This window comes from Agromyces solani (assembly GCF_058349925.1).
In genome coordinates this window covers 223,605-245,789 of the sequence record NZ_JBYRER010000002.1, presented here as the reverse complement: position 1 = coordinate 245,789, position 22,185 = coordinate 223,605, and the positions used below count along the sequence as shown (strand labels likewise).

At 68.2% G+C, this 22,185-nt stretch carries 23 protein-coding genes; 14 read left to right on the top strand and 9 right to left on the bottom strand.

The genetic code is table 11. From position 1 onward, the window contains the following. Positions 1–16: 16 nt before the first annotated feature. A complete protein-coding gene (locus AC3RJ7_RS08920) occupies positions 17–826 on the bottom strand; it encodes an inositol monophosphatase family protein (protein ID WP_491455482.1) in 810 nt (269 codons plus the stop codon). Between the two features lie 210 nt (positions 827–1,036). On the opposite strand from AC3RJ7_RS08920, the gene AC3RJ7_RS08915 reads away from it, so the two are divergent. Together AC3RJ7_RS08915 and AC3RJ7_RS08910 are read left to right on the top strand one after the other, a co-directional pair. Beyond that, a complete protein-coding gene (locus AC3RJ7_RS08915) occupies positions 1,037–1,444 on the top strand; it encodes a YybH family protein (RefSeq protein ID WP_491455481.1) in 408 nt (135 codons plus the stop codon). After that, complete coding sequence (locus AC3RJ7_RS08910; protein WP_491455480.1) at positions 1,441–2,826, top strand: pyridine nucleotide-disulfide oxidoreductase; 1,386 nt, start codon at positions 1,441–1,443, stop codon at positions 2,824–2,826. The genes AC3RJ7_RS08915 and AC3RJ7_RS08910 overlap by 4 nt, the downstream gene beginning before the upstream one ends. Positions 2,827–2,928: 102 nt before the next feature. Here AC3RJ7_RS08910 and AC3RJ7_RS08905 read toward each other — a convergent pair whose 3' ends face one another. Next, positions 2,929–5,562: an ATP-dependent Clp protease ATP-binding subunit gene (locus AC3RJ7_RS08905; protein ID WP_491455479.1), complete on the bottom strand. Its 2,634-nt coding sequence runs from the start codon at positions 5,560–5,562 to the stop codon at positions 2,929–2,931. Positions 5,563–5,824: 262 nt separating this feature from the next. Between AC3RJ7_RS08905 and AC3RJ7_RS08900 the strand changes: the two genes are divergently transcribed. The 3 genes from AC3RJ7_RS08900 (at position 5,825) to AC3RJ7_RS08890 (ending at position 8,551) form a co-directional block, all read left to right on the top strand. After that, the gene (locus tag AC3RJ7_RS08900; protein WP_491455478.1) at positions 5,825–6,664 is read left to right on the top strand and encodes a hypothetical protein; all 840 of its coding nucleotides are present in this window, start codon (positions 5,825–5,827) and stop codon (positions 6,662–6,664) included. Positions 6,665–6,858: 194 nt separating this feature from the next. Beyond that, positions 6,859–7,875, top strand: coding sequence for a RelA/SpoT domain-containing protein (locus tag AC3RJ7_RS08895; protein WP_491455477.1), 1,017 nt, complete (start codon positions 6,859–6,861; stop codon positions 7,873–7,875). Positions 7,876–8,155: 280 nt separating this feature from the next. Next, a complete protein-coding gene (locus AC3RJ7_RS08890; RefSeq protein WP_491455476.1) occupies positions 8,156–8,551 on the top strand; it encodes a hypothetical protein in 396 nt (131 codons plus the stop codon). Between the two features lie 22 nt (positions 8,552–8,573). On the opposite strand, the gene AC3RJ7_RS08885 is transcribed toward AC3RJ7_RS08890, so the two are convergent. Continuing rightward, positions 8,574–8,966 (bottom strand): hypothetical protein, encoded by a 393-nt coding sequence (locus AC3RJ7_RS08885; protein WP_491455475.1) that lies wholly within the window; start codon positions 8,964–8,966, stop codon positions 8,574–8,576. 297 nt (positions 8,967–9,263) lie between these two features. Between AC3RJ7_RS08885 and AC3RJ7_RS08880 the strand changes: the two genes are divergently transcribed. The 3 genes from AC3RJ7_RS08880 to AC3RJ7_RS08870 all read left to right on the top strand — a co-directional run bounded on the left by AC3RJ7_RS08880 (position 9,264) and on the right by AC3RJ7_RS08870 (position 12,111). Next, positions 9,264–9,743, top strand: coding sequence for a hypothetical protein (locus AC3RJ7_RS08880; protein WP_491455474.1), 480 nt, complete (start codon positions 9,264–9,266; stop codon positions 9,741–9,743). 244 nt (positions 9,744–9,987) lie between these two features. Further along, positions 9,988–11,424, top strand: coding sequence for an HNH endonuclease signature motif containing protein (locus tag AC3RJ7_RS08875; RefSeq protein WP_491455473.1), 1,437 nt, complete (start codon positions 9,988–9,990; stop codon positions 11,422–11,424). A 99-nt stretch (positions 11,425–11,523) separates the two neighbouring features. Then, the gene (locus AC3RJ7_RS08870) at positions 11,524–12,111 is read left to right on the top strand and encodes a hypothetical protein (protein ID WP_491455472.1); all 588 of its coding nucleotides are present in this window, start codon (positions 11,524–11,526) and stop codon (positions 12,109–12,111) included. Between the two features lie 79 nt (positions 12,112–12,190). On the opposite strand, the gene AC3RJ7_RS08865 is transcribed toward AC3RJ7_RS08870, so the two are convergent. Together AC3RJ7_RS08865 and AC3RJ7_RS08860 are read right to left on the bottom strand one after the other, a co-directional pair. After that, entirely contained in the window at positions 12,191–13,015 is an 825-nt protein-coding gene (locus tag AC3RJ7_RS08865; RefSeq protein ID WP_491455471.1) for an Ltp family lipoprotein, read from the bottom strand. A 157-nt stretch (positions 13,016–13,172) separates the two neighbouring features. Then, positions 13,173–13,811 (bottom strand): hypothetical protein, encoded by a 639-nt coding sequence (locus tag AC3RJ7_RS08860; protein WP_491455470.1) that lies wholly within the window; start codon positions 13,809–13,811, stop codon positions 13,173–13,175. A gap of 371 nt (positions 13,812–14,182) precedes the next feature. Between AC3RJ7_RS08860 and AC3RJ7_RS08855 the strand changes: the two genes are divergently transcribed. After that, complete coding sequence (locus AC3RJ7_RS08855) at positions 14,183–14,806, top strand: DUF4232 domain-containing protein (RefSeq protein WP_491455469.1); 624 nt, start codon at positions 14,183–14,185, stop codon at positions 14,804–14,806. Between the two features lie 27 nt (positions 14,807–14,833). Here AC3RJ7_RS08855 and AC3RJ7_RS08850 read toward each other — a convergent pair whose 3' ends face one another. Then, a complete protein-coding gene (locus AC3RJ7_RS08850) occupies positions 14,834–15,505 on the bottom strand; it encodes a hypothetical protein (RefSeq protein ID WP_491455468.1) in 672 nt (223 codons plus the stop codon). A 46-nt stretch (positions 15,506–15,551) separates the two neighbouring features. Beyond that, positions 15,552–16,496 carry a LysR family transcriptional regulator gene (locus AC3RJ7_RS08845; protein ID WP_491455467.1) on the bottom strand — a complete coding sequence of 315 codons (945 nt, stop codon included), beginning with the start codon at positions 16,494–16,496 and terminating at the stop codon, positions 15,552–15,554. Positions 16,497–16,568: 72 nt separating this feature from the next. On the opposite strand from AC3RJ7_RS08845, the gene AC3RJ7_RS08840 reads away from it, so the two are divergent. Next, positions 16,569–17,495 carry an EamA family transporter gene (locus tag AC3RJ7_RS08840; protein ID WP_491455466.1) on the top strand — a complete coding sequence of 309 codons (927 nt, stop codon included), beginning with the start codon at positions 16,569–16,571 and terminating at the stop codon, positions 17,493–17,495. On the opposite strand, the gene AC3RJ7_RS08835 is transcribed toward AC3RJ7_RS08840, so the two are convergent. After that, entirely contained in the window at positions 17,492–17,902 is a 411-nt protein-coding gene (locus tag AC3RJ7_RS08835) for a MarR family winged helix-turn-helix transcriptional regulator (protein WP_491455465.1), read from the bottom strand. The genes AC3RJ7_RS08840 and AC3RJ7_RS08835 overlap by 4 nt on opposite strands. Before the next feature lie 175 nt (positions 17,903–18,077). Here AC3RJ7_RS08835 and AC3RJ7_RS08830 point away from each other — a divergent pair, with 175 nt between their 5' ends. The 4 genes from AC3RJ7_RS08830 to AC3RJ7_RS08815 all read left to right on the top strand — a co-directional run bounded on the left by AC3RJ7_RS08830 (position 18,078) and on the right by AC3RJ7_RS08815 (position 20,804). Then, entirely contained in the window at positions 18,078–18,716 is a 639-nt protein-coding gene (locus AC3RJ7_RS08830) for a hypothetical protein (RefSeq protein ID WP_491455464.1), read from the top strand. Between the two features lie 160 nt (positions 18,717–18,876). Next, on the top strand, positions 18,877–19,245 hold the full coding sequence (locus AC3RJ7_RS08825) for a hypothetical protein (protein ID WP_491455463.1): 369 nt from the start codon (positions 18,877–18,879) through the stop codon (positions 19,243–19,245). Further along, on the top strand, positions 19,245–20,090 hold the full coding sequence (locus AC3RJ7_RS08820; RefSeq protein WP_491455462.1) for a hypothetical protein: 846 nt from the start codon (positions 19,245–19,247) through the stop codon (positions 20,088–20,090). The genes AC3RJ7_RS08825 and AC3RJ7_RS08820 overlap by 1 nt, the downstream gene beginning before the upstream one ends. A gap of 66 nt (positions 20,091–20,156) precedes the next feature. Beyond that, a complete protein-coding gene (locus tag AC3RJ7_RS08815; protein ID WP_491455461.1) occupies positions 20,157–20,804 on the top strand; it encodes an HDIG domain-containing metalloprotein in 648 nt (215 codons plus the stop codon). A 149-nt stretch (positions 20,805–20,953) separates the two neighbouring features. Here the strand turns inward: AC3RJ7_RS08815 and AC3RJ7_RS08810 are convergent, their stop codons facing one another. Next, positions 20,954–22,153, bottom strand: a complete 1,200-nt coding sequence (locus tag AC3RJ7_RS08810; protein ID WP_491455460.1) for an epoxide hydrolase family protein — start codon at positions 22,151–22,153, stop codon at positions 20,954–20,956. Positions 22,154–22,185: the final 32 nt, after the last annotated feature.

Below are 22,185 nucleotides of genomic sequence, written 5' to 3'. Positions count from 1 at the left end.
GCGCGTGGCTCGTCCGCTACGCGCCGTCGCCGACCCGCGTCTCCGCGAAGTGCGGTGCGACGATTTCGAGCAGCTCCGTGTGCGTCGTGGCGTCGGCCGCGACGAGCAGTCCGCGGCCGCCGCGCACTGACCGACCCCCGAGGTCGGTGACCACGCAGCCGGATGCCTCGGCGAGTGCGATCCCCGCGGCGAAATGCAGGTTGTCGTGGAGGCGTCCGTCGGAGACGTAGGCCGCCCGCCGCCCGGACGCGACCCACGCCACACCCAGCGTCGTCGAGATGACCCGCGGACTGTAGTCCGCCCGAAGTCGTGGATCGGCGACGAGCCGGCCGCCGACGAACGGACGGTCGAGCGGCCCGTCGCAGTTGATCTCGACGAGGCGCGACCGGGCGGTGGGCGCCAGGGGTTCGTCCGCGCCGTCCGTGCGGCGGAACGCGCGGTCGCCGTCGGTCCAGAGGAGCTCGGCGGCGATCGGGTCGGCGACGGCGGCCGCGAGATCGACGTCGCCCTCGCGGAGCGCGACGTTCACCGCGACGAGCGGCGTCGTGGCGGCGTAGTTCAGGGTGCCGCACAGCGGATCCACGAACCATCGACGCGTAGTGGACTCGCCGCCCGAGGCACCCGACTCCTCGCCGATACGGGCATCGGCCGGGCGGTGCTCGTCGAGCACGGCGAGGATCGCCTGCTCGGCATCGAGATCGACCTGCGTGGCGAAGTCGGTGTCGGATTTCGCGAACCGCGCGTGCGCGGCGCCGTAGCCGCGCGCAACGACCTCGGCTCCCGCCTGGGCGGCGGCGATCGCCACCTCGACATCGTTGAGCGTCACGCGCCGACGATAACAGGGCGTGCGGGCTGGGCCGTGCGGCGGCACGTGTGCTCACGACGGCGGGCGTCGGGGTCCGCGAGCCCGAGGACGGCTCCGCGTGGCCGGCTGCTTCTCCGAACCGGCCGTCAGCCCGCCGGGTATTGCGGCCAGCGTCGGGCCGGCAGCCTCCGGGTCATTGTGCGCAGTGCCCGACCGGAGGATCCTGAGAGCATGACCGATCGTGAGGATTTCTTGATTTGGCTGCACCGCGACGTCGTGCGAGCCGAGCGGGCGATGTTCAACGGCGACGACGGCCTCCGCCGCGCGATCTGGGCGCAGGACGAACCGGTGAGCGTGCTCGGCGCCTGGCGCAACGCCACGAACCGGGCCGAACTGATCGAGGCGTTCGAAGACCTCTCGGGCAGCTTCTCGAACTGCGAGGACTACGCGTACGACCTCATCACCTTCGACGTGCAGGGCGACATGGCCTACACGGTCGGCTACGAGCGGGTGTCGACCTCGGTCGACGGCAAACCGCGCCGGTTCACGCTGCGCGCCACCCAGGTGTACCGGCGCGGCGACAACGGCTGGCGGGTCGTGCACCGCCACGCCGACACGGTCGCCGCGGGGTCGACGTGACCGAGACACTCGACGCCGACTACCTCGTGGTCGGTGCCGGCGCCATGGGGATGGCGTTCACCGACGCCCTGATCGACCACGACCCCGACGCTCGGGTGGCGCTCGTCGATCGGCGCCACAGTGTCGGCGGGCACTGGCTCGAGGCCTACCCGTTCGTGCGCCTGCACCAGGCATCCGCCCTGTACGGAGTGCCCTCGACCCTGCTCGGCGGCGGCCGCGTGCAGCACCGCGGCCCTGAGGCGGGGCTGCAGGAGCGCGCGACGAAGTCGGAGATCTGCGCGTACTACGAGCGGATCCTCGCCGACCGCATGCTCGAGTCGGGGCGGGTCGAGTTCCACCCGGGCTGCGAGCACCTCGGCGACCGCACGTTCGTGTCGCGCGTGTCGGGCGAGCGGTTCAGCGTGCCCGACCGCTGCCGCGTCGTCGACGCGCACTACCTCGCGCCGCGCGTGCCCGCCGAGGTGCCGCCGCCGTTCGAGGTCGACGACGATGCCCGGGTGATCCCGGTCAACGAGCTCGCCCACGTCGAGGAGGCGCCGAGCCGGTACGTGATCGCCGGGTCGGGCAAGACGGCGACCGACGCGATCGTGTGGCTGCTCGGCCGCGGCGTCGCACCCGACGCGATCACGTGGGTGCGCCCGCGGGACCCGTGGATGGTGAACCGGGCCGCCCAGCAGCCGCTGCCCGAGGTGTTCCTCGGCATGGTCGCCGACATCATGCAGTCGGCCGTGCAGTCGGACTCGCTCGAGCAGCTCTTCCTCCGCCTGGAGGACGCGGGGGTCATGCTGCGCATCGACCGCACGGTGATGCCCACCATGGCCAAGGCGCCCACCCTCGGCACGTGGGAGCTCGAATTGCTGCGCACGATCGAGCACGTCGTGCGGCTCGGGCACATCCGGCAGGTGCGACGCGGGCGGCTCGAGTTCGCCGCCGGTGCGGTCGCGATCACGGATGACGCGCTCGTCGTGCACTGCGCCGGATCGGGCCTCATGTACCGGCCGCTCGTGCCGATCTGGGCGCCCGGTTCGATGACGCTCCAGCCGATCCGTGCGGGATTCCCCACGTTCGGCGCAGCGATCGCCGGTTACGTCGAGGCCACCCGCACCGACGATGACGAGAAGAACCGACTGGCCCCGCCGTCGCCCTATCCCGACTCGATGGCGGCGTGGGCGCGCATGATCGCCGTCGGCGGCCGCAACGCGGCGAGATTCGGATCGGAGCCCGACATCGCGGAGTGGGCCGCGACGGTCGCGACGAACCCGGCCCGCATCCCGCCCGGTGCGCCCCGCTCGCCGCTGCTCGACTCGGTGCTCCAGCGGCTCGCGGCCAACCTCGAGCCGGGCACCGCCCGCCTCGAGGAGCTCAGCGCTCCGGCCGGGTGAGTAGCGAGCGACGAAGGAGCACGCGTATCGAAACCAGCACCCCGATCGGGGCGGTGGTCTCGATACGCTCGCTGCGCTCGCTACTCGACCGACCGGATGGGCCTACGCCGCCACGGGCATGAGTCCCGCGGCCGTGACGACGAACTCGCCGTCACGGGCATCGACGTGCACCGCTCCGCCGTCGCCGACGGCACCCGACACGAACAGGTCGGCGATGCGGTCGTCGACCTCGCGCTGGATGACTCGGCGCAGGGGGCGGGCACCGTACTCGGGCTCGTAACCGCGCTCCGCCAGGAGCGCCACCGCGGCATCCGTCACCTCGAAGCCGACCTCGCGCGAGGCGAGCCGACGCGCGGTCGCACCCAGCATGAGGCGCACGATCTGCTCGAGCTGCGGCTGGTCGAGCTTCTGGAACAGCACGATCTCGTCGATGCGGTTCAGGAACTCGGGGCGCATGGCCTCGCGCAGCTTGCCCATGACCCGGGCGCGCACGTCGTCTTGCGACGAGAAGCCCGATCCGTCGGCCGAGGCGACGAAGCCGAGCGCGCCCGACCGCGACGCGAGGAACTCCGAACCGAGGTTCGAGGTCATCACGACGACCGTGTTGCGGAAGTCGACCGTGCGGCCCTGGCCGTCGGTGAGGCGTCCGTCGTCGAGCACCTGCAGCAGCAGGTTGAACACGTCGGGGTGCGCCTTCTCGATCTCGTCGAACAGCACGATCGAGTACGGGTTGCGCCGCACGCGCTCGGTGAGCTGGCCGGCCTCGTCGTAACCGACATAGCCGGGAGGGGCGCCGACGAGTCGCGAGACGGTGTGCCGCTCGCCGAACTCCGACATGTCGAAGCGGATCACGGCGGTCTCGTCGTCGAACAGGCGGTCGGCGAGGGCCTTTGCGAGCTCGGTCTTGCCGACACCCGTCGGGCCGAGGAACAGGAACGACCCGACAGGCCGACGCGAGTCACCCATGCCGGTGCGGTTGCGGCGCACGGCCTTGGCGACGGCGGTGACGGCGTCGTCCTGCCCGATGACGCGCTCGTGCAGCTCGCCCTCGAGGTCGGCGAGGCGCTCGCGCTCGGTCTCGGTGAGGCGGTTCACCGGGATGCCGGTGGCACGCGAGATCACGGCCGCGATCTGCGCCTCGTCGACAATGGTCGCCGGTTGAGTAGCGAGCGACGAAGGAGCACGCGTATCGAAACCCTCGGTGGTGGTCTCGATACGCTCCTGCGTCGCTACTCGACCGACCATCGCCTCATCGAGCTTCGCCTGCACCTTCGAGATCTCGTCCCGAATCCGCGACGCCTCCTCATAGTGCTCAGCACTCACGGCGGCGTTCTTCTCCGCCTCGAGCTCCCCGAGTCGCGCCTGCAGCGCGGAGACATCCACCTTCACACCGAGGCGCAGCCGCAGCCGCGCCCCGGCCTGGTCGATCAGGTCGATCGCCTTGTCGGGCAGCACGCGATCGCTCAGGTAGCGGTCGCTCAGCTCGACGGCGGCGCGGATCGCGGCGTCCGTGTATTCGACACCGTGGTGGTCTTCGTACGCGGGCTTCAGGCCCTGCAGGATCAGCACGGCGTCTTCGATCGACGGCTCGCCGACGCGCACCGGCTGGAAGCGGCGCTCGAGCGCCGGGTCCTTCTCGATCTTGCGGTACTCGCCCCGCGTAGTCGCGGCGACGAGGTGCAGCTCGCCCCGCGCGAGGCGCGGCTTGAGGATGTTGCCTGCGTCCATGCCGCCGTCGCCCGCGCCACCGGCGCCGACGACCGTGTGCACCTCGTCGATGAAGACGATGAGGTCGCCCTTGTTGGCGGCGATCTCCTCCATCGTCTTCGTGAGGCGCTCTTCGAAGTCGCCGCGGTAGCGGGTGCCGGCGAGCATGCCGGGCAGGTCGAGCGCGATGACGCGCTTGCCGAGCAGGGCCTCGGGCACGTTCTCCTCGACGATCGCGCGGGCGAGGCCCTCGACGATCGCCGTCTTGCCGACGCCGGCCTCGCCGACGAGCACGGGGTTGTTCTTCGTGCGGCGCGACAGGATCTCGATCGTCTGCTCGATCTCGTCGGCACGCCCGATCACCGGGTCGAGCTCGCCGTTCGCGGCCCGCTCGGTCAGGTCCATGCCGAACTTGTCGAGCATCGGCGTGGTCGACTCGGTCGGTTGAGTAGCGCCCGACGAAGGAGGACGCGTATCGAAACCACCCTCGCCCTCGGTCTGGCTCTCGAAGTCCTGACGCATCCCCTGCGTCAACGCCTCAGCCGTCACCCCCGCCCGGGCCAGCACCTGCCCCGCAGGCGCATCCTGCCCCAGCACGAGCGCGAAGAACAGGTGCTCAGGGTCGATGTACGTCGCCCCCGACGACCGCGCCACCTGGTAGCTGTGGAACAGCGCACGGCTCGCGCTTGGCGTGATCGTCGCCGCGTTGATGTCGGCGACGTCACCGGCGCCAGGCAGACGCGCCTCGGTCGCCGTGATGATGCGCTCGGGGCTCGCCCCGATGCGCCGGATCGCCTGTTGAACGCTCTCGTCCTCGACGATCACGCGCAGGATGTGCAGGGCGTCGAGCTCGGTCTGTCCGCGCTCGAGGGCGAAGCGTCCGGCCTGCTGAAGAATGCTCTGGGTGCGCGCAGTAAGGAACCGGCTGAGGTCGATCGACCGCGCCTGTCGCGCCTGCTCACCCGCGAGGTATCGGGCAAGGAACTCGTCGAACGAGCTCGCGCCTGCCTCGTTGAAGTCGTTGGGCACCTGGCCTCCTGGTTGAAGTTGAGTGTGGTTCGCTCAAGTTCAACGCTGCGGCGATCCGGGTATTCCCGCTTATCTCGTCTTCCAGTACTGCCGTGCGCGCGATGGCAGCTTTCCGTGCCGAATCTGCGCTCAAACCCGTGCGCTTCCGCACGATAGTGGGCCCACTGGTCCACGCAACATCGAGCAACCTCCTCAGGTCAGAGCGATTGCGGCAACGACCATGCAGGCGCAGCTCCTTGCAGCTTTTCGATAGCCTTCGAATGTGACCGGTGAGATCGACGTGATCGCCCCTGAGAAGCGAGGGGTGAACACTCCTGTCGAAATTCTCATCGGTGCAATCGTTGGCGCGATCCTCGGCTGGCCGATAACGAGAGCCCTTGACGGCTGGGCGGCCGAAAGCAAGCTCCCGTGGTGGGCATATCTTGTCGGTATCGCAATCGGCATCGCAATTGTCCTGCTCATGATGACATTCATCATCGCGTCGTGGCGGATCGCGGTTTGGAGTTGGCTCGGTCGTCTGGCGAAGTGGCTCTGGGACGGTCGGCCTGTCAGTCAGCGGCAGCATCGGAAAGCCGTCAAGACACTGCGCGACACGATCCTCGCCGACGCCCAACATCTTGCGAAGACAGTTGCGAGAGGGACAATCGAGGATCAAAAGCGACTCGACAAATCGATCTCTATGATGGCGGCATCGCTGGCCACGCGTGAGGCGAGTGTGCGCTCCGAGACCAGCGCGGATGTGAAAAACCCCACGCTGCCATTGCCATCTCCTCGCTGGACCGTGTCCGCCGGGGGAGAGGATACGGGCGACGGCAAGGACTTCATTCTTCGCAATCTCATGCCGCGGAGTATCGCAAATGAGGTCCATCTTGAGCCTGACAGTGATCTCACGCTCCTTGACGCCGGACATTGGGAAACATTGTCAGGAGTCAGCTCAGGGCTGTTCAGAGCCGATATCTCAGCACGAGGCTGGGCTTACGGCGTTAACCTCAGCCTCGAGTGGTACGACGAGAACAACTTGAAGCAGACAAGCAAGGCTTTTCTCGCCGGCCATCCCGAGGACATACCCGCCTACGAGGAGATGAGCGGCGAGCCTTTCTAGCCGAAAGCTCCCACCGCGTCTAGCCACCACCACCCGGTGTTTGCGGTGCTGCGGTGGAGATTCAATGTGCTCGGACCGTCGCAAGTGCGGAGGTTTCGGCGAGATGCAACCTGGATGGCTCACTCAAAGCTGCATCCAGAGGCCAGAAAGCGCGCCCCGGCAGTAGTGTCCGTGCGGGCTGCTAGGTTCACGATGTGGCGTGGACATCACCTTCGTACGGAAAAGGCCAAATCGAGCGAGCCGGGCAAACACTGATCGACCCGTTCGCATCACCAGCTGATCGGGGGATGGCGGTCGCCATTGCGAACAATTGGCGCTCGGCTCATAGCTTCCCTCTGAACACCTTGCAGATGAACTTGCGCAAGCGTGCCCAAGCAATTGATCCAGATGGGCTTGTGGCCCAAAGAATCAAGCGGCTGCCATCGATTGTTGGCAAGCTCACTCGCTTCCCGTCGATGAACCTTGCTCGAATGCAAGACCTTGGGGGGTGTCGAGCAGTTGTGAGCGACATCGAGCGCGTCGATCTCTTGTTTGAGAACCTCATGCAGTCCAAGCACAAACACCGGCTAGTCCGACGCGACAACTACATCGATGATCCGAAACCTTCAGGCTATCGCGGTGTCCACGTCATCTACGCGTACAGGAGCGACAAGATCCCGACGTGGAATGACTTGCGAATTGAGGTGCAGATCCGGTCAAGGTTGCAGCACGCCTGGGCGACAGCCGTAGAAACCGTCGGCTTGTTCACCGATCAGGCGCTGAAATCAAGTGCTGGCGATAAAGAATGGCTCAGGTTCTTCGCAGTGATGAGTTCGGTGATTGCTGTGGCGGAGGGACGTCCCACTGTGCCTGGTACCTCTGAAGACTTGGGGGAGCTCAAGCTCGAGCTTCGAGCACTCGCGAATCAGCTGGACGTGGTCAACAAGCTGCAGGGATACGCCACGCTGCTACAGCTCTCCGAGGAGCACATGGCAGGCGCCAAGTATGTTCTCCTGACCCTTGATGTCAGGGAGAACCAGCTCACGATACGCGGATTCAAACGCCCAGACGATGCCTCCGCGGCATATGCGGCTATGGAGGGCAATGTTGGCGAGGGAGTTGATGTTGTCATGGTGGCTGTCAGCTCGATTGTTGGGCTCCGTAGCGCGTACCCGAATTACTTCCTGGATACCACTCGGTTTGTGGAGATTCTGCAGAGCGCCCTGAAATAGGTCGGGCTGCGCTTTCGGGCTGCCGCCCGCCGCGCGCAAGCTCGAGGGCCCGGCAGCACCGTCCGATCGCCACGCGATCCGCGCATCCGTGGAATTCGCGCGAACCCGAGCACAGCTCGCCGACGCCACGATCGCGAACGTCTCTCGACAGACCCGACCTCGAGCATCTGGACTGGCGGCACGGATGCGCCACGGGCAGTCGCCGCAGCGCCTCAACCTGCCGTTGACGCACCCCTCCCACCGGCGTAGACCTAAACCAGCCCGAGAAGGAGGTGCCGTCATGGCGAAGGATCTCTTGGTCACCCTTGAGGATCAGCCCGGCGAGGGGGCTCGGCTCGGCGAGGCGCTCGGCAACGCGGGCGTCAACATCGAGGGCCTCTGCGCGCTCATGGAGGGCGGGCGGGGCGCCGTCCATATCCTCGTCGAAGACGTCGCGGGCGCCAGGGCCGCGCTCGAGGGCGCCGGCATCGCGGTCGATGCCGAGACCGACGTCATCGTCAGTCCGGCACTGCCCGAGCCCGATCTCGACACGCCGGGCGTGTTCGGTGGGATGGCTCGCGCCCTCGCCGAGGCGGACATCAACATCTCGCTCGTCTACGTGGCATCCCGAAACCGGGTCGTGCTCGCAACGAGCGACAACCAGAAGGCCACGCAACTGCTGCAGTCGATGATGTAACGGCCGACTAGCCGCCTCGAGATCAGTCGCGAACGCCGCGGCGGTCGGGGTCGTACGCCCAGATCTCGAACTCGCTGGGCGGGGGCAACTGCGTCATGCTGTCGCCCTCGTACCAGAAGCACTCGATGCCGGCGAGCACCTCCTGGCCGGTATGGGCGAGACATGTGAAGAGAATGACTCCCCCGGTTCCGTCGCGGTGGATCGCCTCGGTGATGATCCGCATCCCGGGTCGGACAGCGGGGAGCACGAAGTCGACCGAGGCGCACCCACAGGCGCAGGTACCGCCGACCTGAGCGACGGCCGCCTGCCGGCGGAGTTCGTCTGCGCCTCGGAACTCGGGTTCGACAAGCGCGTCTAGGAAGGCCCGCTCACGGCTGCTCAGCGGACGCGGAATCGGATTCGCCACATCTCTCATCTTGCAGTCCGATGAGGCCCTTCGGGCTGGGTGCTCTCAAGCTGCCGCACTACGCATTGACCACATCGAAAGCCTCCGCGCGTCCCCTTCGGCCCATGCCGGCGCATCGTGACAGGTCATGCGGGTTCGTCGCCCCTGATTCGTACTCCCCGCGAACTGGGGAATACGCCGTGAGAACGGCGTCGATAGGCTCACGTGCAGTCGACGTCTCCGCTTCGACTGACCGGACCCTTCGCTTGCAGCAACGGTGGCGATGCTCGCTGCCGTCATTGCCGACGATTGAATGGAGAAGCGCCCGTGTTCGTGATCGAACCGGATCCCGAGCGGCCTCGGAAACGCCGCGTCGTCGATCGAGAACGAGATGCCGCGCTCGTACCCCTCGGCGTGCGCGCGTACGAAGCGATCCGGCTGATGAAGCTCGTCTGGGGCGGGCGGGTGATCCCGTTCGAATACGAGCTCGAGCCTGTCACCACCGAAGCCGGCAAGCGCTTCGTCGGTCGCGTCTCTGGCTTCGGCACGAGCCCGATCGCCGCAGAGCAGGCCGGCACCTCCCGATACCGTTTCGCCGATGACGAGGAACGACGCGCTGCCGAGCGGCTCGCGGCCGAGGCGCTGCTCGCCTACGGGGACTTCTACAACGGCCTGGACCACCCCGACGGAGTCTTCACCATCGAGGTGCCGACGGAGGCGTACGGAACCTTCGAGTACACCCTTTCTTCCGTCGGTTACCAGACCCACGCGACGTCGCCTGACACCACGGATGGGAGCACCCGATGAGCGGCGACAAACGCGACCATCGCCGACTCGCTTCTGAATCGGGCGGATGCCGCTTCTGACCAGGCTCGAATCCGAGCGACGCTCGCAGCCGGCAATCGGGGTGCAACGCCGAATGATGGATACCACGGCGCGCGACTTCTCCTCCACAGGGTCACCCTTACGCGGATTCTCCACAGGCAGAATGCCAGATCATCGCCGATTTCCGGCAAGTTCGAATGTCAGTGGGTGCGTGCAGGATGGAGGCATGGAAGAGACCTCGCCACTCGGGCAGGCCGCACCCGCGGCGCAGGCCGCGCTACACGCGCTGGCCGCCCTCGAGCGCGAGGTGGCAGGTGTCCGTGAGGCGTGGGCCGGCGCGATGCCGGCGTGGGGCGCGAGTTCCGGCTCGACCCAGTTCGACCTCGAGCAGATGAGCGACCCAGGTCTCATCCGGGTCACCGACGCCCTCGCGAAGACGCGACGCGACATCGACGCCGTGCTCGCCCGCGTTGCCGCCGAGGTCGCGCGACGTTCGGGGCCCGAGTTCGGCGAGACCGGGCTCGCGAAGGCTCAGGGGTTCCACAATCCGACCCGGCTGCTCGCGGCATCCACCGGGGCGTCGCGTACCGACGCGCAGCGGCTGATCGCCGTCGGCACCGCCACCGCCGAGCGGCAGACCTTCAGCGGCGAGCGCGCGCCCTCGAGACATCCGCATGTGGCGGTTGCGCTCGCGACGGCGGCGATCGGTCTCGACGCGGCATCCGCGATCACCTCGATGCTCGACCGGGCATGGGCGAGGGCCGACGCCTCTCGAATCAATGTCGTCGAGGCGGCGCTCGTCGAGCTGGCCGCGCAGGTGCCGCTCGAAACCCTCCTGCGCGGAGTCCGCGAGGCCGAGGCGCGGCTCGATCCCGACGGCGTCGAACCGCGCGACGACGAACTCCGCGCCGAACGCTCGTTGACGATGCGCGAAGACCGGCACGGCTTGGTGCACCTGCACGCACGGCTCGACCCCGAGAGCGCGGCGCCGGTCAAGGCCGCGATCGAGGCACTCGTCAGCGACGCACTGCGTCGACGCGACCCGTCCGACGGAGGCCGCGTGCCGGTGGTGGAAGACCGGCGGCCGATCGCGCAGATCCAGGCCGATGCGCTCGCCGCGATCGCACGCCATGCGCTCGGTTGCGCTCAGACGCTCGCGCCGCTCGCGAAGACGACGGTCGTCGTGCGCGTCGACCTCGACACCCTCGTGAACGACCTCGGGCATGCCCGCATCGACGGGCTCGACCAGCCCGTCGCGGCGTCCACCGCTCGCCGAATGGCCGCCGATGCCGAGCTCATCCCTGCCGTGCTCGGCGGCGAGAGCCTCCCGCTCGACGTCGGCAGGGCCGCCCGACTGTTCACCAAGGCGCAGCGGATCGCCCTCGGCGAGCGCGACGGCGGCTGCGCGTCCTGCGGCCAGAACATCGCCTACGTCGAGGCGCACCACATACGTTGGTGGGAGCGAGATGCCGGCCCGACCGATCTCTCGAACGGCGTGATGTTGTGCAGCTTCTGCCACCACCGCATCCACCGCGACGGCTGGCGGATCGACGCGGGCCCGAGCGAGGTGTGGTTCACCCCGCCGCCGCACATCGACCCCGATCAGGTGCCGCGGCTCGGCGGACGAGCGCGATTCGAGCTGCGCGACGGCCGGGCGGCCTGACCACGCCACGTGCTGCTGGGCGTGGCGCCTTATGCGGCGCGCGGGCCCAACGCTCACCGCTCACCCCACTGCGCAGGAGCCGCGTCCTAGGCTGAGATCGTGCCCCGACTCCACGCAGAACCCGATCGATCCAAGTGGGTGCCCGTCACCGATTCCCTCGGATTCCGCGGCCGGCGCGCCCGCAAGGCGGCGATCGGCACGCTGCTGTCGCAGGCCAAGGGGCCGGGCGCCGAGCCGTCGAAGCGCGGCGGCTTCAGTGCTTGGGCGTTGAGTCAGGCCGTTCCGCTGCTGATGCGCAAGGCGGCGGGGCGGGTGCTCGTGTGGGTCTGGAAGGCGGAGCCCGACCTCCTCGTGGTGATGGCCCAGGTGCAGGCGGCGACGCCCGAGATCCGCATCGCGCGAGCCTCGATGCCGATCGAGTACGACGACACCGAAGAGTTCCGCGGCACCTACCTCGGCATGGGCGAGAAGCTCGTCATGCCGCTGCCGCCGGGCGGCCGCCCGCCGTTCGCCACGTACACGTGGGATCTCGGCACGCACCTCGTGACCGTCACAGCTGTGTGCAGCGATCGCGAGCGATTCGGCACGGTCATCGGGGCGGTCGATGAGCTTGCTCGCGGAATCCGGGTTGTTGACGATCTCACGGTCGGGGAATCGGCACCGGTGCTGCGGATCGACCCCGTCTGAACGCCAAGGTCAACCCCCGTCGGTCCCACGGTACTTCTGCGAACACGGCTTCGGTGGAGCAACCTCCACCCGGTAAGGGTCAATAGCCGACGGCTTTGAGCCCAAACTCTGCCTGTTCGGGAGTGAACTGGCTGCCGAACTCGCTCGTCAGTTGCTCGTACAGCCCGTCGCGACTCATTGCCATGACATCTAGGTACGACTGCGCCGCCTCAGCAGCCTCCGCGTTCCAGTCCACCGTGATGTGGTCGACCGCGAACTCAGCGTCGGCCTGCTCATAGCCGGAGCCGTACTCGCTCGTCATCTGTTCGATGAGGCCCGCTCGACTGAACGGCATGGTGTCGACGTAGGACTGCGCCTGCTCGACGGCGTTCTGCTGGGCGAGGGTCAGCGGCGCGGCAGCGGTGAGGGTGACCTCAGTGCCCGGGTCCGCGATGCCGCCGACCGAAGGTGCGGTCACGGAGACGATCCACGTGCCATCGAGGCCAGGCTTCACCGTGAGCCCCTCACTCTCGAGCAAGGTCGTTGCCTCGGCGACCGTGAGACCGGCGACGTCGGGCACGATCACCTTCTCGGGCTCGGCGGGCTCGGCGGGCTCGACGGGCTCCTCCGCCTTCGCCTCGACCTTCGGCGACTGCGATGCCGCGGTTGTGTCGACTTTGTCACCGCGCGAGTTCGCAGAACCGATCGCCGCGATGACGATGCAACCGGCGACGACGGCAGCGGGTATGATGATGGCCTTTCGCTTGTACCACGGAACACTGGCAGACGACTTCGGTTGCTCGGTCTGTGGGACAGCGGACGCGGCCTGCTCAGCAAGCGGCACCCACTGCAATCCGTCCGGAGTCTCTGTGAGTCGGTGGCCGTTGACGATGTCGCCAACCTTGTATTCGGGAGTGTTGCTCATGCTTCTCGCCTCTCTCTGTAAGGAATGAACCGTCCTGTAAGGAATGAACCGTCCAAGGCCACCCCGGTTCGGGTCCGGAACTCGCCGAACGGGCTAGTAGGGGTGGTTGGCTCTCGCCGTCGCGTGCTCGCGGATTCGCTCTCAGAAGCCATCGCGGTCATGTATTGCGGAGCTCGAAGATGATGTCGAGTCCGTCGTCTGGGTGGTAGCTCCAACTCGCAGAGATGTCGCCCCACTCGCCTTCTTGGCGACCGTCGAGTGAACGAGTCTCATACATCTTCGATTTCACCGAAGCTGGCGTGTCGACGGCACTGATGATGCATTCGAGCTCATCGAAGTCGACATCGCCCGAGCCGAACTCTTCGCCAGCCGCGTCGACAATCATCGAGTGGCCGCCATCGGCGACGACAACCTTGCCGCCCAGGCTGCACTTCTCGACAGCATCTTTGAAGAGGGTGAGCTTCGCGGCTTCGGCCTTCTTGGCCGCACTCTCCTTCGCCTCGGCTGTGGCTTGGGCCTCGGCCTCGAAGCTCGCGGTCACAACAGTGGATCCGACCACTCCCCCGACCAATAGGCCGACCACGAGCGCGCCTCCTCCGACGATCGCAGGGAGGAACCAGGGCCGCTGAACGACAGACGCGGGTATCGGGGTCCGCTCGGCGCTCGGGTCGGCGGGCGGTGAGGGCGGCGGTGCCGGAGTCGTTGCGGACGCCAGCAAATCATCGCCCGTGCCATCGACGGGTTGCAGCCCCGAAAACCCATCAGGCGGAGCCGGTTGTTCGTCGTCGACATCCATCGTGTCCCCCCTCGTGTGCGCCCCCGCGCAACTGCGAGTTCATCGACCCGCGAGTAGTTCAACGTACTGCGGCCGTCGCGCAAACGGGAGTGAATCGGGGGGCTCGTAACCCGTTTTGGGGCAGGGAGGAATGATCAGCTAGATGGCTCGCTGCGCGCGCGGAATTCCCGAATACCTCGCTCCGCGTTGATGAAAGGTTGTCCACATCGAGGCCGATACGTGGCGGCCCCGGCGTCGCGTCGGTGTTCACCGTGGAACTGACGCGGGCTACCAGCCCGAGGTCGACGAGTCGTCGCCGGTGCTGCGCATCGACCTGGCCTGAGCCTCGCGGATCACAGATCTCGAAGCCTGCAAGCCGATAGATTCACGACATGCTGAAGACCCGAACGAGCCGCGCCGCCCTCACCGCGCTGCTCACGCTCCCCCTTCTTGCTCTGGTCGGCTGTGCTGGAACGGCTGCCGAAACACCGGCATCGACGTCGGCCAGCGCGCCGACATCCCCCTCGACTCCGACCCCGGCTGCGACCCCTACTGCCACGCCGCAGAGCGAAGCGACAGGCCCCGTTTGGCCGGACGATCGGTGCCAGGACGAGCAGCTCGGCGCCGAGCTCGAGGCGCGACCCGACCTTTCTGGAGCCGGCCACGAGGGCTTCGCGATCGTGCTCACGAACGTGTCGGAGCAAGCCTGCTCGTACTACGGGTGGCCAGGTGTGCTGCTGCTCGGCACCGACGGCACGCTGCTTACGAGCAGTGGCGACAGACCGCTGTCGATGACCGCTTCGCCGGGGGCACTCGCCCCGGGTGAGTCGGCCCAACTGGAGGGACTGCTCGCGGTCGTCGGCGCGTACGACTGTACGCCGACGACCGCGACCACGGTACGGGTGCTCGTCACCTCAGACGGTGCCGGCCCCGGCATCGACGCACCGGTCGACCTGCAGGTCTGCGGCGATGCCTGGAGCGATCTCCAGACCGGGCCGCTCACTCCGGTTTCCTGACGCTGGTCCACGCCGGGCGCGTTGGGCTTATTGAGTACCGCTGAACAAGGTCGTACGAATCTCCTGAATGTACGCGTCGACGACCGGAGCACCCTCGCTGCCGTACAGGAACCCCACCTTGTTCATCATGAACAAGGAGCACGCATAGGCGCCCGATGCCGTCCCCACCACGATATCGACCGCCGGAATCGTCGCATTCGGCAGGTTGACAGTGCCGCGTTCGACCGCGCGAATCGCGTGGCGCGGAATCGCCAGCTCACTCGAGGCTCCGCCGCCCGCAAGCACGCGCAGCCCACTGGCGTCGCACGCGAGGACCCCGTGCCGATGAGGGCGGAATCCCGGGGGGCGTTGGCCGAATTCGGCCGAGAGCCTCTGCGATTGAGCAACGAGCTCTTTCGTCAGGGCGATCGGTGCCACAAAGGCGTACGGGGAGTCCTTCAGAGCCCGCTCAACGCGCACTCGGTGGGAAACCTGCAGCCAGATCGAGGTCGCGACGGTACCGATGATGACGACCAATGCCAGCATGCCGAAGAACACGCCGCCAGGGTCTTGATCGGCGAGACGCAGCACGAAATTGATGAGGAGCGCGACGCTCAGCGCGAGGACGAGAAAATGCAGGAAAAAGAACCCGGTGCCGGCGAGATGACGCGCGTATGTGCGAACGTCACGGCCGCCGATCATCGCCTGTTGAGTGGTCATCACACGCACACACTATTGGGTCGCTCGGGCCGGGCGAAGCAGTCGATCAGGTGCTCGCGATCGCGGCACCCGTCGCCACATCGCGCACCGCATCCAACACCACCTGCAGCGCCGGCGAGTCCGCCTGGCTGCGCCGATGCACCGCCGACACCCCGCGCGTCGACGCCGGACGCACCGTCGGAATCGCGACCAGATCCTCGTGCAGCGGCGGCCGCCCCATCCGCGGCACGAGCGCGACCCCGAGCCCGGCCCGCACGAGCTCGAGGTGGTTCTCGAACTCCATCGACTCGTGCACGACGCGCGGCGCGTTCGAGACGCCGTCGAACAGCCGCCGCAGCCACTGCCGGCAGATCGTCGAGTCGAAGGTCGCGATCCACTCCTCACTCGCGAGATCGACTGGCGAGAGCTCGGCACGATCGGCGAGCGGATGATCCCGTCGCAAGATCACGTCCGCGACATCCATGAACAGGGGTGTCTCGACGAGATGCTCGGGCATCGCGAGCGCGACCCCGCCCCAGCGGTGCACGATGCCGAGATCGCGCTGCCCCGACGCGACGAGCGCGATCGTCTCCCACGGCTCGCTCTCGCGCATCGGCACCCGCAGTTCGGGGTGCTCCGCGCGCAGCCGCGGCAGCACATCGACGAGGATGCCGCGGACCGCCGTGGAGAACGCACCGATGCGTACCTCGCCCGTGACCCGGCGTGGCGCCCCGTCGGCAGCACTCACCCCGCCGGCCAGGTGCAGGTCGGCCTCGAGGCGCTCGAGGTCGGCGAGCACGGTCGCCGACGATGTCACGAGGTGCCGCCCGGCATCGGTGAGCACGACACCGCGGCCGGCCCGTTCGAGCAGGGCGACGCGGGTGCCGCGTTCGAGGCGCTTGATCTGCTGCGACACCGCCGACGGCGTGAAGCCGAGCGCGTCGGCCGCCGACGCGACGCTTCCGTTGGTGGCCACGGCGCGCAGGGCGACCACGGCTTCGAGATCGATCATGTACGGATGCTACCGAATCACGCACACAAATGGTCGCTGGTGTTTCCGGATGCCTCGGGCGAGAGTGGACGCATGACGAGACGCGACATGGTGCTGGCCGCCCTGGTGGCGACGATGTGGGGCTTCAACTTCGTCGTGATCGACTGGGGCATGGCCGGCATCCCGCCCCTGTTCTTCGTCGCGGTGCGCTTCGCCGTCGTCGCCCTCGCGGTCGTCGTCGTGCCCCGCCCGCTCGCGAGCTGGAAGACCGTCGTCGGCGTCGGACTCTTCATGAGCCTCGGCCAGTTCGCCCTGCTCTACACCTCGATCGCGCTCGGGCTGCAGCCCGGCATCGCGGCGCTGCTGCTGCAGGCGCAGGTCGTGCTCACGATCGTCGTCGCGGCGCTCGCTCTGCGCGAGCGCCCGAGCCGCCTGCAGACGATCGGCGTGCTGGTCGGGACGGTCGGACTCGGCGTCGTCGCCCTCGGTCGCGGCGGCGATGCGCCGGCGATCGCCGTCGTGCTGTGCCTGCTCGCCGCACTGTCGTGGGCGATCGGCAACGTCATCTCGCGCAAGGCCGGCCCGGTCGCACCGGCGAAGCGCTTCGGGGCGCTGTCGCTGACGGTGTGGTCGTCGCTCGTCGTGCCGCTGCCGGCGCTCGGCCTGTCGGCGCTCATCGAGGGGCCCGACGCGATCGCCGCGGGCCTCGCCGCATTCGGCTGGCGCCCCATCGTCTCGACGCTCTACACGGCCGGCCTCTGCACCCTCGTCGGCTACGCGATCTTCAACGGACTGCTCGCCCGCAACCGCTCGGCATCGGTGGTTCCGTGGGTGCTGCTCGCGCCTGTGGTGGCGATGGCGTCGGCGGCGTTGCTTCTCGGCCAGATCCCGAACGTGTGGGAGACCGTCGGCGGGGCCGTGCTCGTCGCCGGGGTGTTCATCGCGAATGCGCCGGCGCGGCGGCGCATCGAGCCGGCAGCCGCAGAACCCGAACAGCTCGCCCCCGCCATTCGACGCTAGTCCGCCTCGCCGACAGGCTGGTCCGGCTCGAGATCGGGGTGATCGGTACCGCCGAGGCCGAGCCTCGGCATGATCTTCGCGAACTGCGCTCGCTCGGCCGGCGACAGCGGAGCGAGCAGTACCTCCTGGATGCCGTCGAGCACCTCGTCGAGCTCGCGCAGCCTCGCCATCCCGGCCGTCGTGATCGACACGATGTTGCGCCGCCGATTACCGGGGTCGACCTCACGAACAACGAGTCCGCGGTCCGCCATCTGCGTGAGGGCCGCAGTCACATCGCTGCGGTCGATGCCGGTGTCACGCCCGAGGTCGGCCTGACTGGCCGGACCGAACTGATCGAGGGCGGCGAGCAAGCGGTAGTGGTAGCCGCGCAAGCCGTCGCCATGCGCCTCGAACCCGCTCGCGAGCAATGCCGACGCCCTCGCAGCGGCTCGTCCGAGCAGCCACGTGGGCCGGTCCTTGAGGCGATCCGGCGTGCGGCCGGGTTGAGTCTCACGCATGTCCGGATTGTATGCCCTTGTTGGCGAGGCCAACAGTTTGCTATGTTGGCCACACCAACATTGGTAACGCCAACAAGGAGTGGAAATGTCAACAAATACCTCTCGAGTACTCATCGTCGGACGCAGCGCGGCGGTGCTGGTCGACACCGTGGCGATGCTGCGCGAGCGCGGATACGGCGCGAACGCGAGCAACCAGTTCGATCAGCTGCTCGACGACTACGATCTCCGCGAGGTCGATCTCGTGATCTTCGGCGGGATGGTGCCGCCGGAGAAGAAGGAGCAGCTCCAGGTGGAGATCCGCCACCTCAGTCCGCAGGTGACCTTCATGCAGGGCCTCGGTGGCGTCGCGCCACTGCTGGTCGCGCAGGTCGAGGAGTTCTTCAGCGGTGCCGCCCCGGACGTCGAGTACGACGCCTCGTCTCGGGTCCTCCGCCTGACGCTCGATGACACCGCGCCAGTCGTGGTGGAGGGCATCTGGGGGACGTTCGTGCCCCCGGAGCCGCTCGGTCATGCGATGACGGCCTTCGAGGGCGAGCTCGGCGCCGGCGAGCACGACATCCCGATTCCCGACGAGGTCCCGTTCGAGAGCTCGTTCGCCGCGATCCGTGTCAGGGATCGCGTTTCGGTGATGCAGATCGGCGCGACCCCGCAGGCCGTCAGGCGCATCGCGCCCGGCTCGCTGCCGGCCCCCGAGCCGGTGTCGACGCGGCTTCCGTGGGCGTGAACGACCGACGACTGCCGCGACATCCAAAGTTCACCGAACCTCTCAGGGCGCGTTTCCCCGACATATGCCGATACCTCGATATGTTCGAGACTTCGCGCGGCGATGAGCGGAAGTCCCTCCGTCTCGCCCGGGCGATCCAACAGAGAAGAGCTCAACAACGATGTCGGAAAACTCGAACGCCACCGAACCGGACTTCGACACGGGCCCCTGGGCGACGATCGCGTCGGGCATGAAGACCCACACGAAGCGCGGTCGACTGGTGATCTCCGACGGGCACCTCGGCCTGCTCCGCGAGAACGGCGACCTGATCGAGAGCGCGCCCGTCTCGGCCGTGCAGCTCAAGAAGGGCTTCACCTACTCGATGAGCTCGATCCCGACGCTCATCGTGAACGGCACCAAGTACAAGGTGATGGTGTCGTACGAGCGCTCGCTCGACCGCGGGCTCGGCGACGAGCAGGCGAAGGAGATCCAGCACGAGGACAACGAGAAGCTGATCGCCGTTATCCGCGGGCTCGGCGGCAAAGCGTAATGAGCGCTCCCCGCTCGCGCACCGCGCAGCACGAACTGGCGCGGGCGTTCTGCGACGAGCGGGGATATGCCTTCCGAGACCGGGTGGTCAACCTCCCGGTCTCGGGGCTGCTCTACCGAAGCTCGAAGAACGTGGTCATGGAGGGCGTCGTCGACGCGCTCGACGCTGACGCCCCCTTCGTCTTCGCCACGGTTTCGGCGCGAGGCCGGGGCCGGGGCCGAGGCCGAGGCCGAGGCCGAGGCCCGAAGCTCGTCGTCGTGCCGCTGCCGCGGCCGGTTCCGAACATGGTGCTGCTCAGCACGCGTGGCGGCGTGCTGCGAGACTCGGGCATCGCGCTTCAGGAGTCGCAGCGGCTCGCGGTCGAGGGCGACTTCCAGGACGTCTTCACGCTGTACTGCCCCGCGGGGTACGAGCGCGACGCCCTCTACGTGTTCACCCCCGACCTCCTTCGGCGCCTCATGGATGCGGCCGCGGGCTGCGACCTCGAGGTCGTCGACGACCGGGTGCTGATCTACGCTCCGGCGCGCGCGTTCTCGACGCCGGGGCAACTCGACGCGCTGCCCGAGCTCGTGCGCTACCTCCACGAGAAGTTCGAGCGCCAGACCCGCCGCTACCGCGACGAGCGCCGCACCGACGACGAACTCGACGACCCGTTTCGGCGGGCGCAGGTCACCACGAGCCCGGCGACCGAGGAGCGGCATCTCGTCGGAGCATCCGGCCGCCGTCTTCGCACGCGCACCACCGCATCGCAGAAGGTGGGCATCGCCGCGGCCGCCGTGCTCGGGCTCGCTGCCGCGTCGTACTGGATCGGGATGGTCGCCACCGCGATGTTCGGACGAGGCTGATTCGCGTCGACGACCGGAACGCCGTACTCGCTACGCTTCAGACCACCGACCGTCGAGGAGGCATCCGTGCCCGAGTCACGCCAGCCACGCGACATCCCATCGGATGCCGCAGCCGGCGCCGCCCTGCTCGCCGTCGCCCGCACCGAGGCGACGCCGTCGAACGCGATCCGCGAGCGGGGACTGGTCGAGGCAATTCCCGAGCTCGCCGCGCTCGCGACCACGCCGCAGGACCCGCACTGGCACCCCGAGGGTGACGTGCTCGTGCACTCGCTGTGGGCGGCCGACCTCGCGGCCGCGTACGCCGACGAGCACGGCGTCGACGACGAGCGACGCGCGCTGCTCGTGCTCGCCGCGCTCTTCCACGACATCGGCAAGCCCGACACCACCCGTCGCAAGGACGGGCGCATCATCTCGTACGGGCATGCCGAGCGCGGCGCCGAGGTCATCCGCTCGATGGGGCGGCGCCTGCGACTCCCCCAGCCGCTTCTGACCGCGGCCGCCGCCATCGCCGAGACGCACATGGCCCACGTGTCGGTGCAGGGCGCCCCGTCGGCGAAGGCGGTGCGCCGCCTTCGCGCTCGACTCGAGGGCGCAGGCACCTCGCTCGACGACTGGGCGGTCGTGGTGCGTTGCGACGGCGAGGCGCGCGGGTCGGCGGCACGGCCGGATGCCTCGGTGCGGTGGCTGCGCGTCGCGCGCACGCTCGATCGCTGAAGTCGGAGGCGACCTCGCGTCAATCCACGCTCGAGCGCGTCGGTGCGGGGGCGCGGGTGGTCTCGATACGCGCTTCGCGCTACTCGACCGACCGGTTGATCGACGAGGCGGCCGCACCCCGAAGGATGCGGCCGCCTCGGCTCACCGGCTCAGCGCAGCGGGCGGAAGAACTCGCGCAGGTCGTCGGCGAGCACCTCGGGCACCTCCATCGCGGCGAAGTGGCCGCCGACCTCGTGCTCCTTCCAGAACACGATCCGGTCGTTGTCGCGCTCGGCGAAGGTGCGGATCGAGTGGAAGTCGTTCTTGAAGATCGACACGCCCGTCGGCGTGTGGTTGACGCGCTCCGCGATGCCCTCGCCCGCGTTGAAGCGCGCGTCCTCCTTGTACTGCCGCGCCGCCGAGCCGGCGGTGTTCGTGAACCAGTACAGCGACACGTGCGTGAGGATCTGGTCGCGGCTGAGCTCGGTCGGCCGGTCGAACGTCGCCATCAGCTCGTTCCACGCGAGCTGTCCGACCGGGGAGTCGGCGAGCGCGTGCGCGAGCGTCTGCGGCCTCGTCGACTGCAGGGTGGCGAACGCCGAGATCTCGCCGAAGTTCTTCAGGATCTCGAGCGCCTCGAAGTCCTTCGGCTCGAGCTTCTCGAACTCGGCGGAGTCGCCGCTCGGGAACGAGAACAGCTGCAGCACGTGCGTGCCGACGAGCCCCTCGGGGGCGAGGATGCCCAGCTCGCGGCCGACGAGCGACCCGCCGTCGCCGCCGTGCGCGCCGTAGCGCTCGTAGCCGAGGCGCTTCATGAGCGTGTCCCACGCCGCCGCGACCCGCGCCGACCCCCAGCCCGCCTCCGTGACCGGCCCGCTGAACGTGTAGCCGGGGAAGCTCGGCACCACGACGTGGAAGGCGTCCTCCGCGCGACCGCCGTGGGCGACCGGGTCGACGAGCGGCCCGATCATGTCGGCGAACTCGGCGAACGACCCCGGCCAGCCGTGCGTGAGCACGACGGGGAACGCGTTCGGCTCGGCCGACCGCACGTGCAGGAAGTGGATCGGCTGCCCGTCGATCGTCGTCATGAACTGGGGGAACGCGGCCAGTCGCGCCTCGACGGCGCGCCAGTCGAACTCGTCGCGCCAGTACTCCGCCATCTCGCGCACATTGGTGAGGCTCGCCCCGTAGGCCGGGTCGCCGCCCGGAGCCTCGGTCGTGTACCGCGTGCGGGCGAGCCGGTCGTGGAGGTCGTCGACATCGGCGGCCGGGATCGAGAGCGTGAACGGGATGACGCGCTCATCGTTCGCGTCGGTCGTCGAGATGGTGGTCGCCTGCTGGATGCCGGTGGTCGGCTCGCTGTTCGTCATGCCCCTACGGTAGAAATGAATGCGGAAGAATA

Excerpts from the sequence above, each read along its gene's own strand:
- AC3RJ7_RS08915 (WP_491455481.1), top strand. The coding sequence starts at position 1,037 with ATGACCGATCGTGAGGATTTCTTGATTTGGCTGCACCGCGACGTCGTG.
- AC3RJ7_RS08890 (WP_491455476.1), top strand. The coding sequence starts at position 8,156 with ATGGCGAAGGATCTCTTGGTCACCCTTGAGGATCAGCCCGGCGAGGGG.
- AC3RJ7_RS08885 (WP_491455475.1), bottom strand. The coding sequence starts at position 8,966 with ATGAGAGATGTGGCGAATCCGATTCCGCGTCCGCTGAGCAGCCGTGAG.
- AC3RJ7_RS08875 (WP_491455473.1), top strand. The coding sequence starts at position 9,988 with ATGGAAGAGACCTCGCCACTCGGGCAGGCCGCACCCGCGGCGCAGGCC.
- AC3RJ7_RS08865 (WP_491455471.1), bottom strand. The coding sequence starts at position 13,015 with ATGAGCAACACTCCCGAATACAAGGTTGGCGACATCGTCAACGGCCAC.
- AC3RJ7_RS08860 (WP_491455470.1), bottom strand. The coding sequence starts at position 13,811 with ATGGATGTCGACGACGAACAACCGGCTCCGCCTGATGGGTTTTCGGGG.
- AC3RJ7_RS08855 (WP_491455469.1), top strand. The coding sequence starts at position 14,183 with ATGCTGAAGACCCGAACGAGCCGCGCCGCCCTCACCGCGCTGCTCACG.
- AC3RJ7_RS08850 (WP_491455468.1), bottom strand. The coding sequence starts at position 15,505 with ATGACCACTCAACAGGCGATGATCGGCGGCCGTGACGTTCGCACATAC.
- AC3RJ7_RS08845 (WP_491455467.1), bottom strand. The coding sequence starts at position 16,496 with ATGATCGATCTCGAAGCCGTGGTCGCCCTGCGCGCCGTGGCCACCAAC.
- AC3RJ7_RS08840 (WP_491455466.1), top strand. The coding sequence starts at position 16,569 with ATGACGAGACGCGACATGGTGCTGGCCGCCCTGGTGGCGACGATGTGG.
- AC3RJ7_RS08830 (WP_491455464.1), top strand. The coding sequence starts at position 18,078 with ATGTCAACAAATACCTCTCGAGTACTCATCGTCGGACGCAGCGCGGCG.
- AC3RJ7_RS08825 (WP_491455463.1), top strand. The coding sequence starts at position 18,877 with ATGTCGGAAAACTCGAACGCCACCGAACCGGACTTCGACACGGGCCCC.
- AC3RJ7_RS08820 (WP_491455462.1), top strand. The coding sequence starts at position 19,245 with ATGAGCGCTCCCCGCTCGCGCACCGCGCAGCACGAACTGGCGCGGGCG.
- AC3RJ7_RS08810 (WP_491455460.1), bottom strand. The coding sequence starts at position 22,153 with ATGACGAACAGCGAGCCGACCACCGGCATCCAGCAGGCGACCACCATC.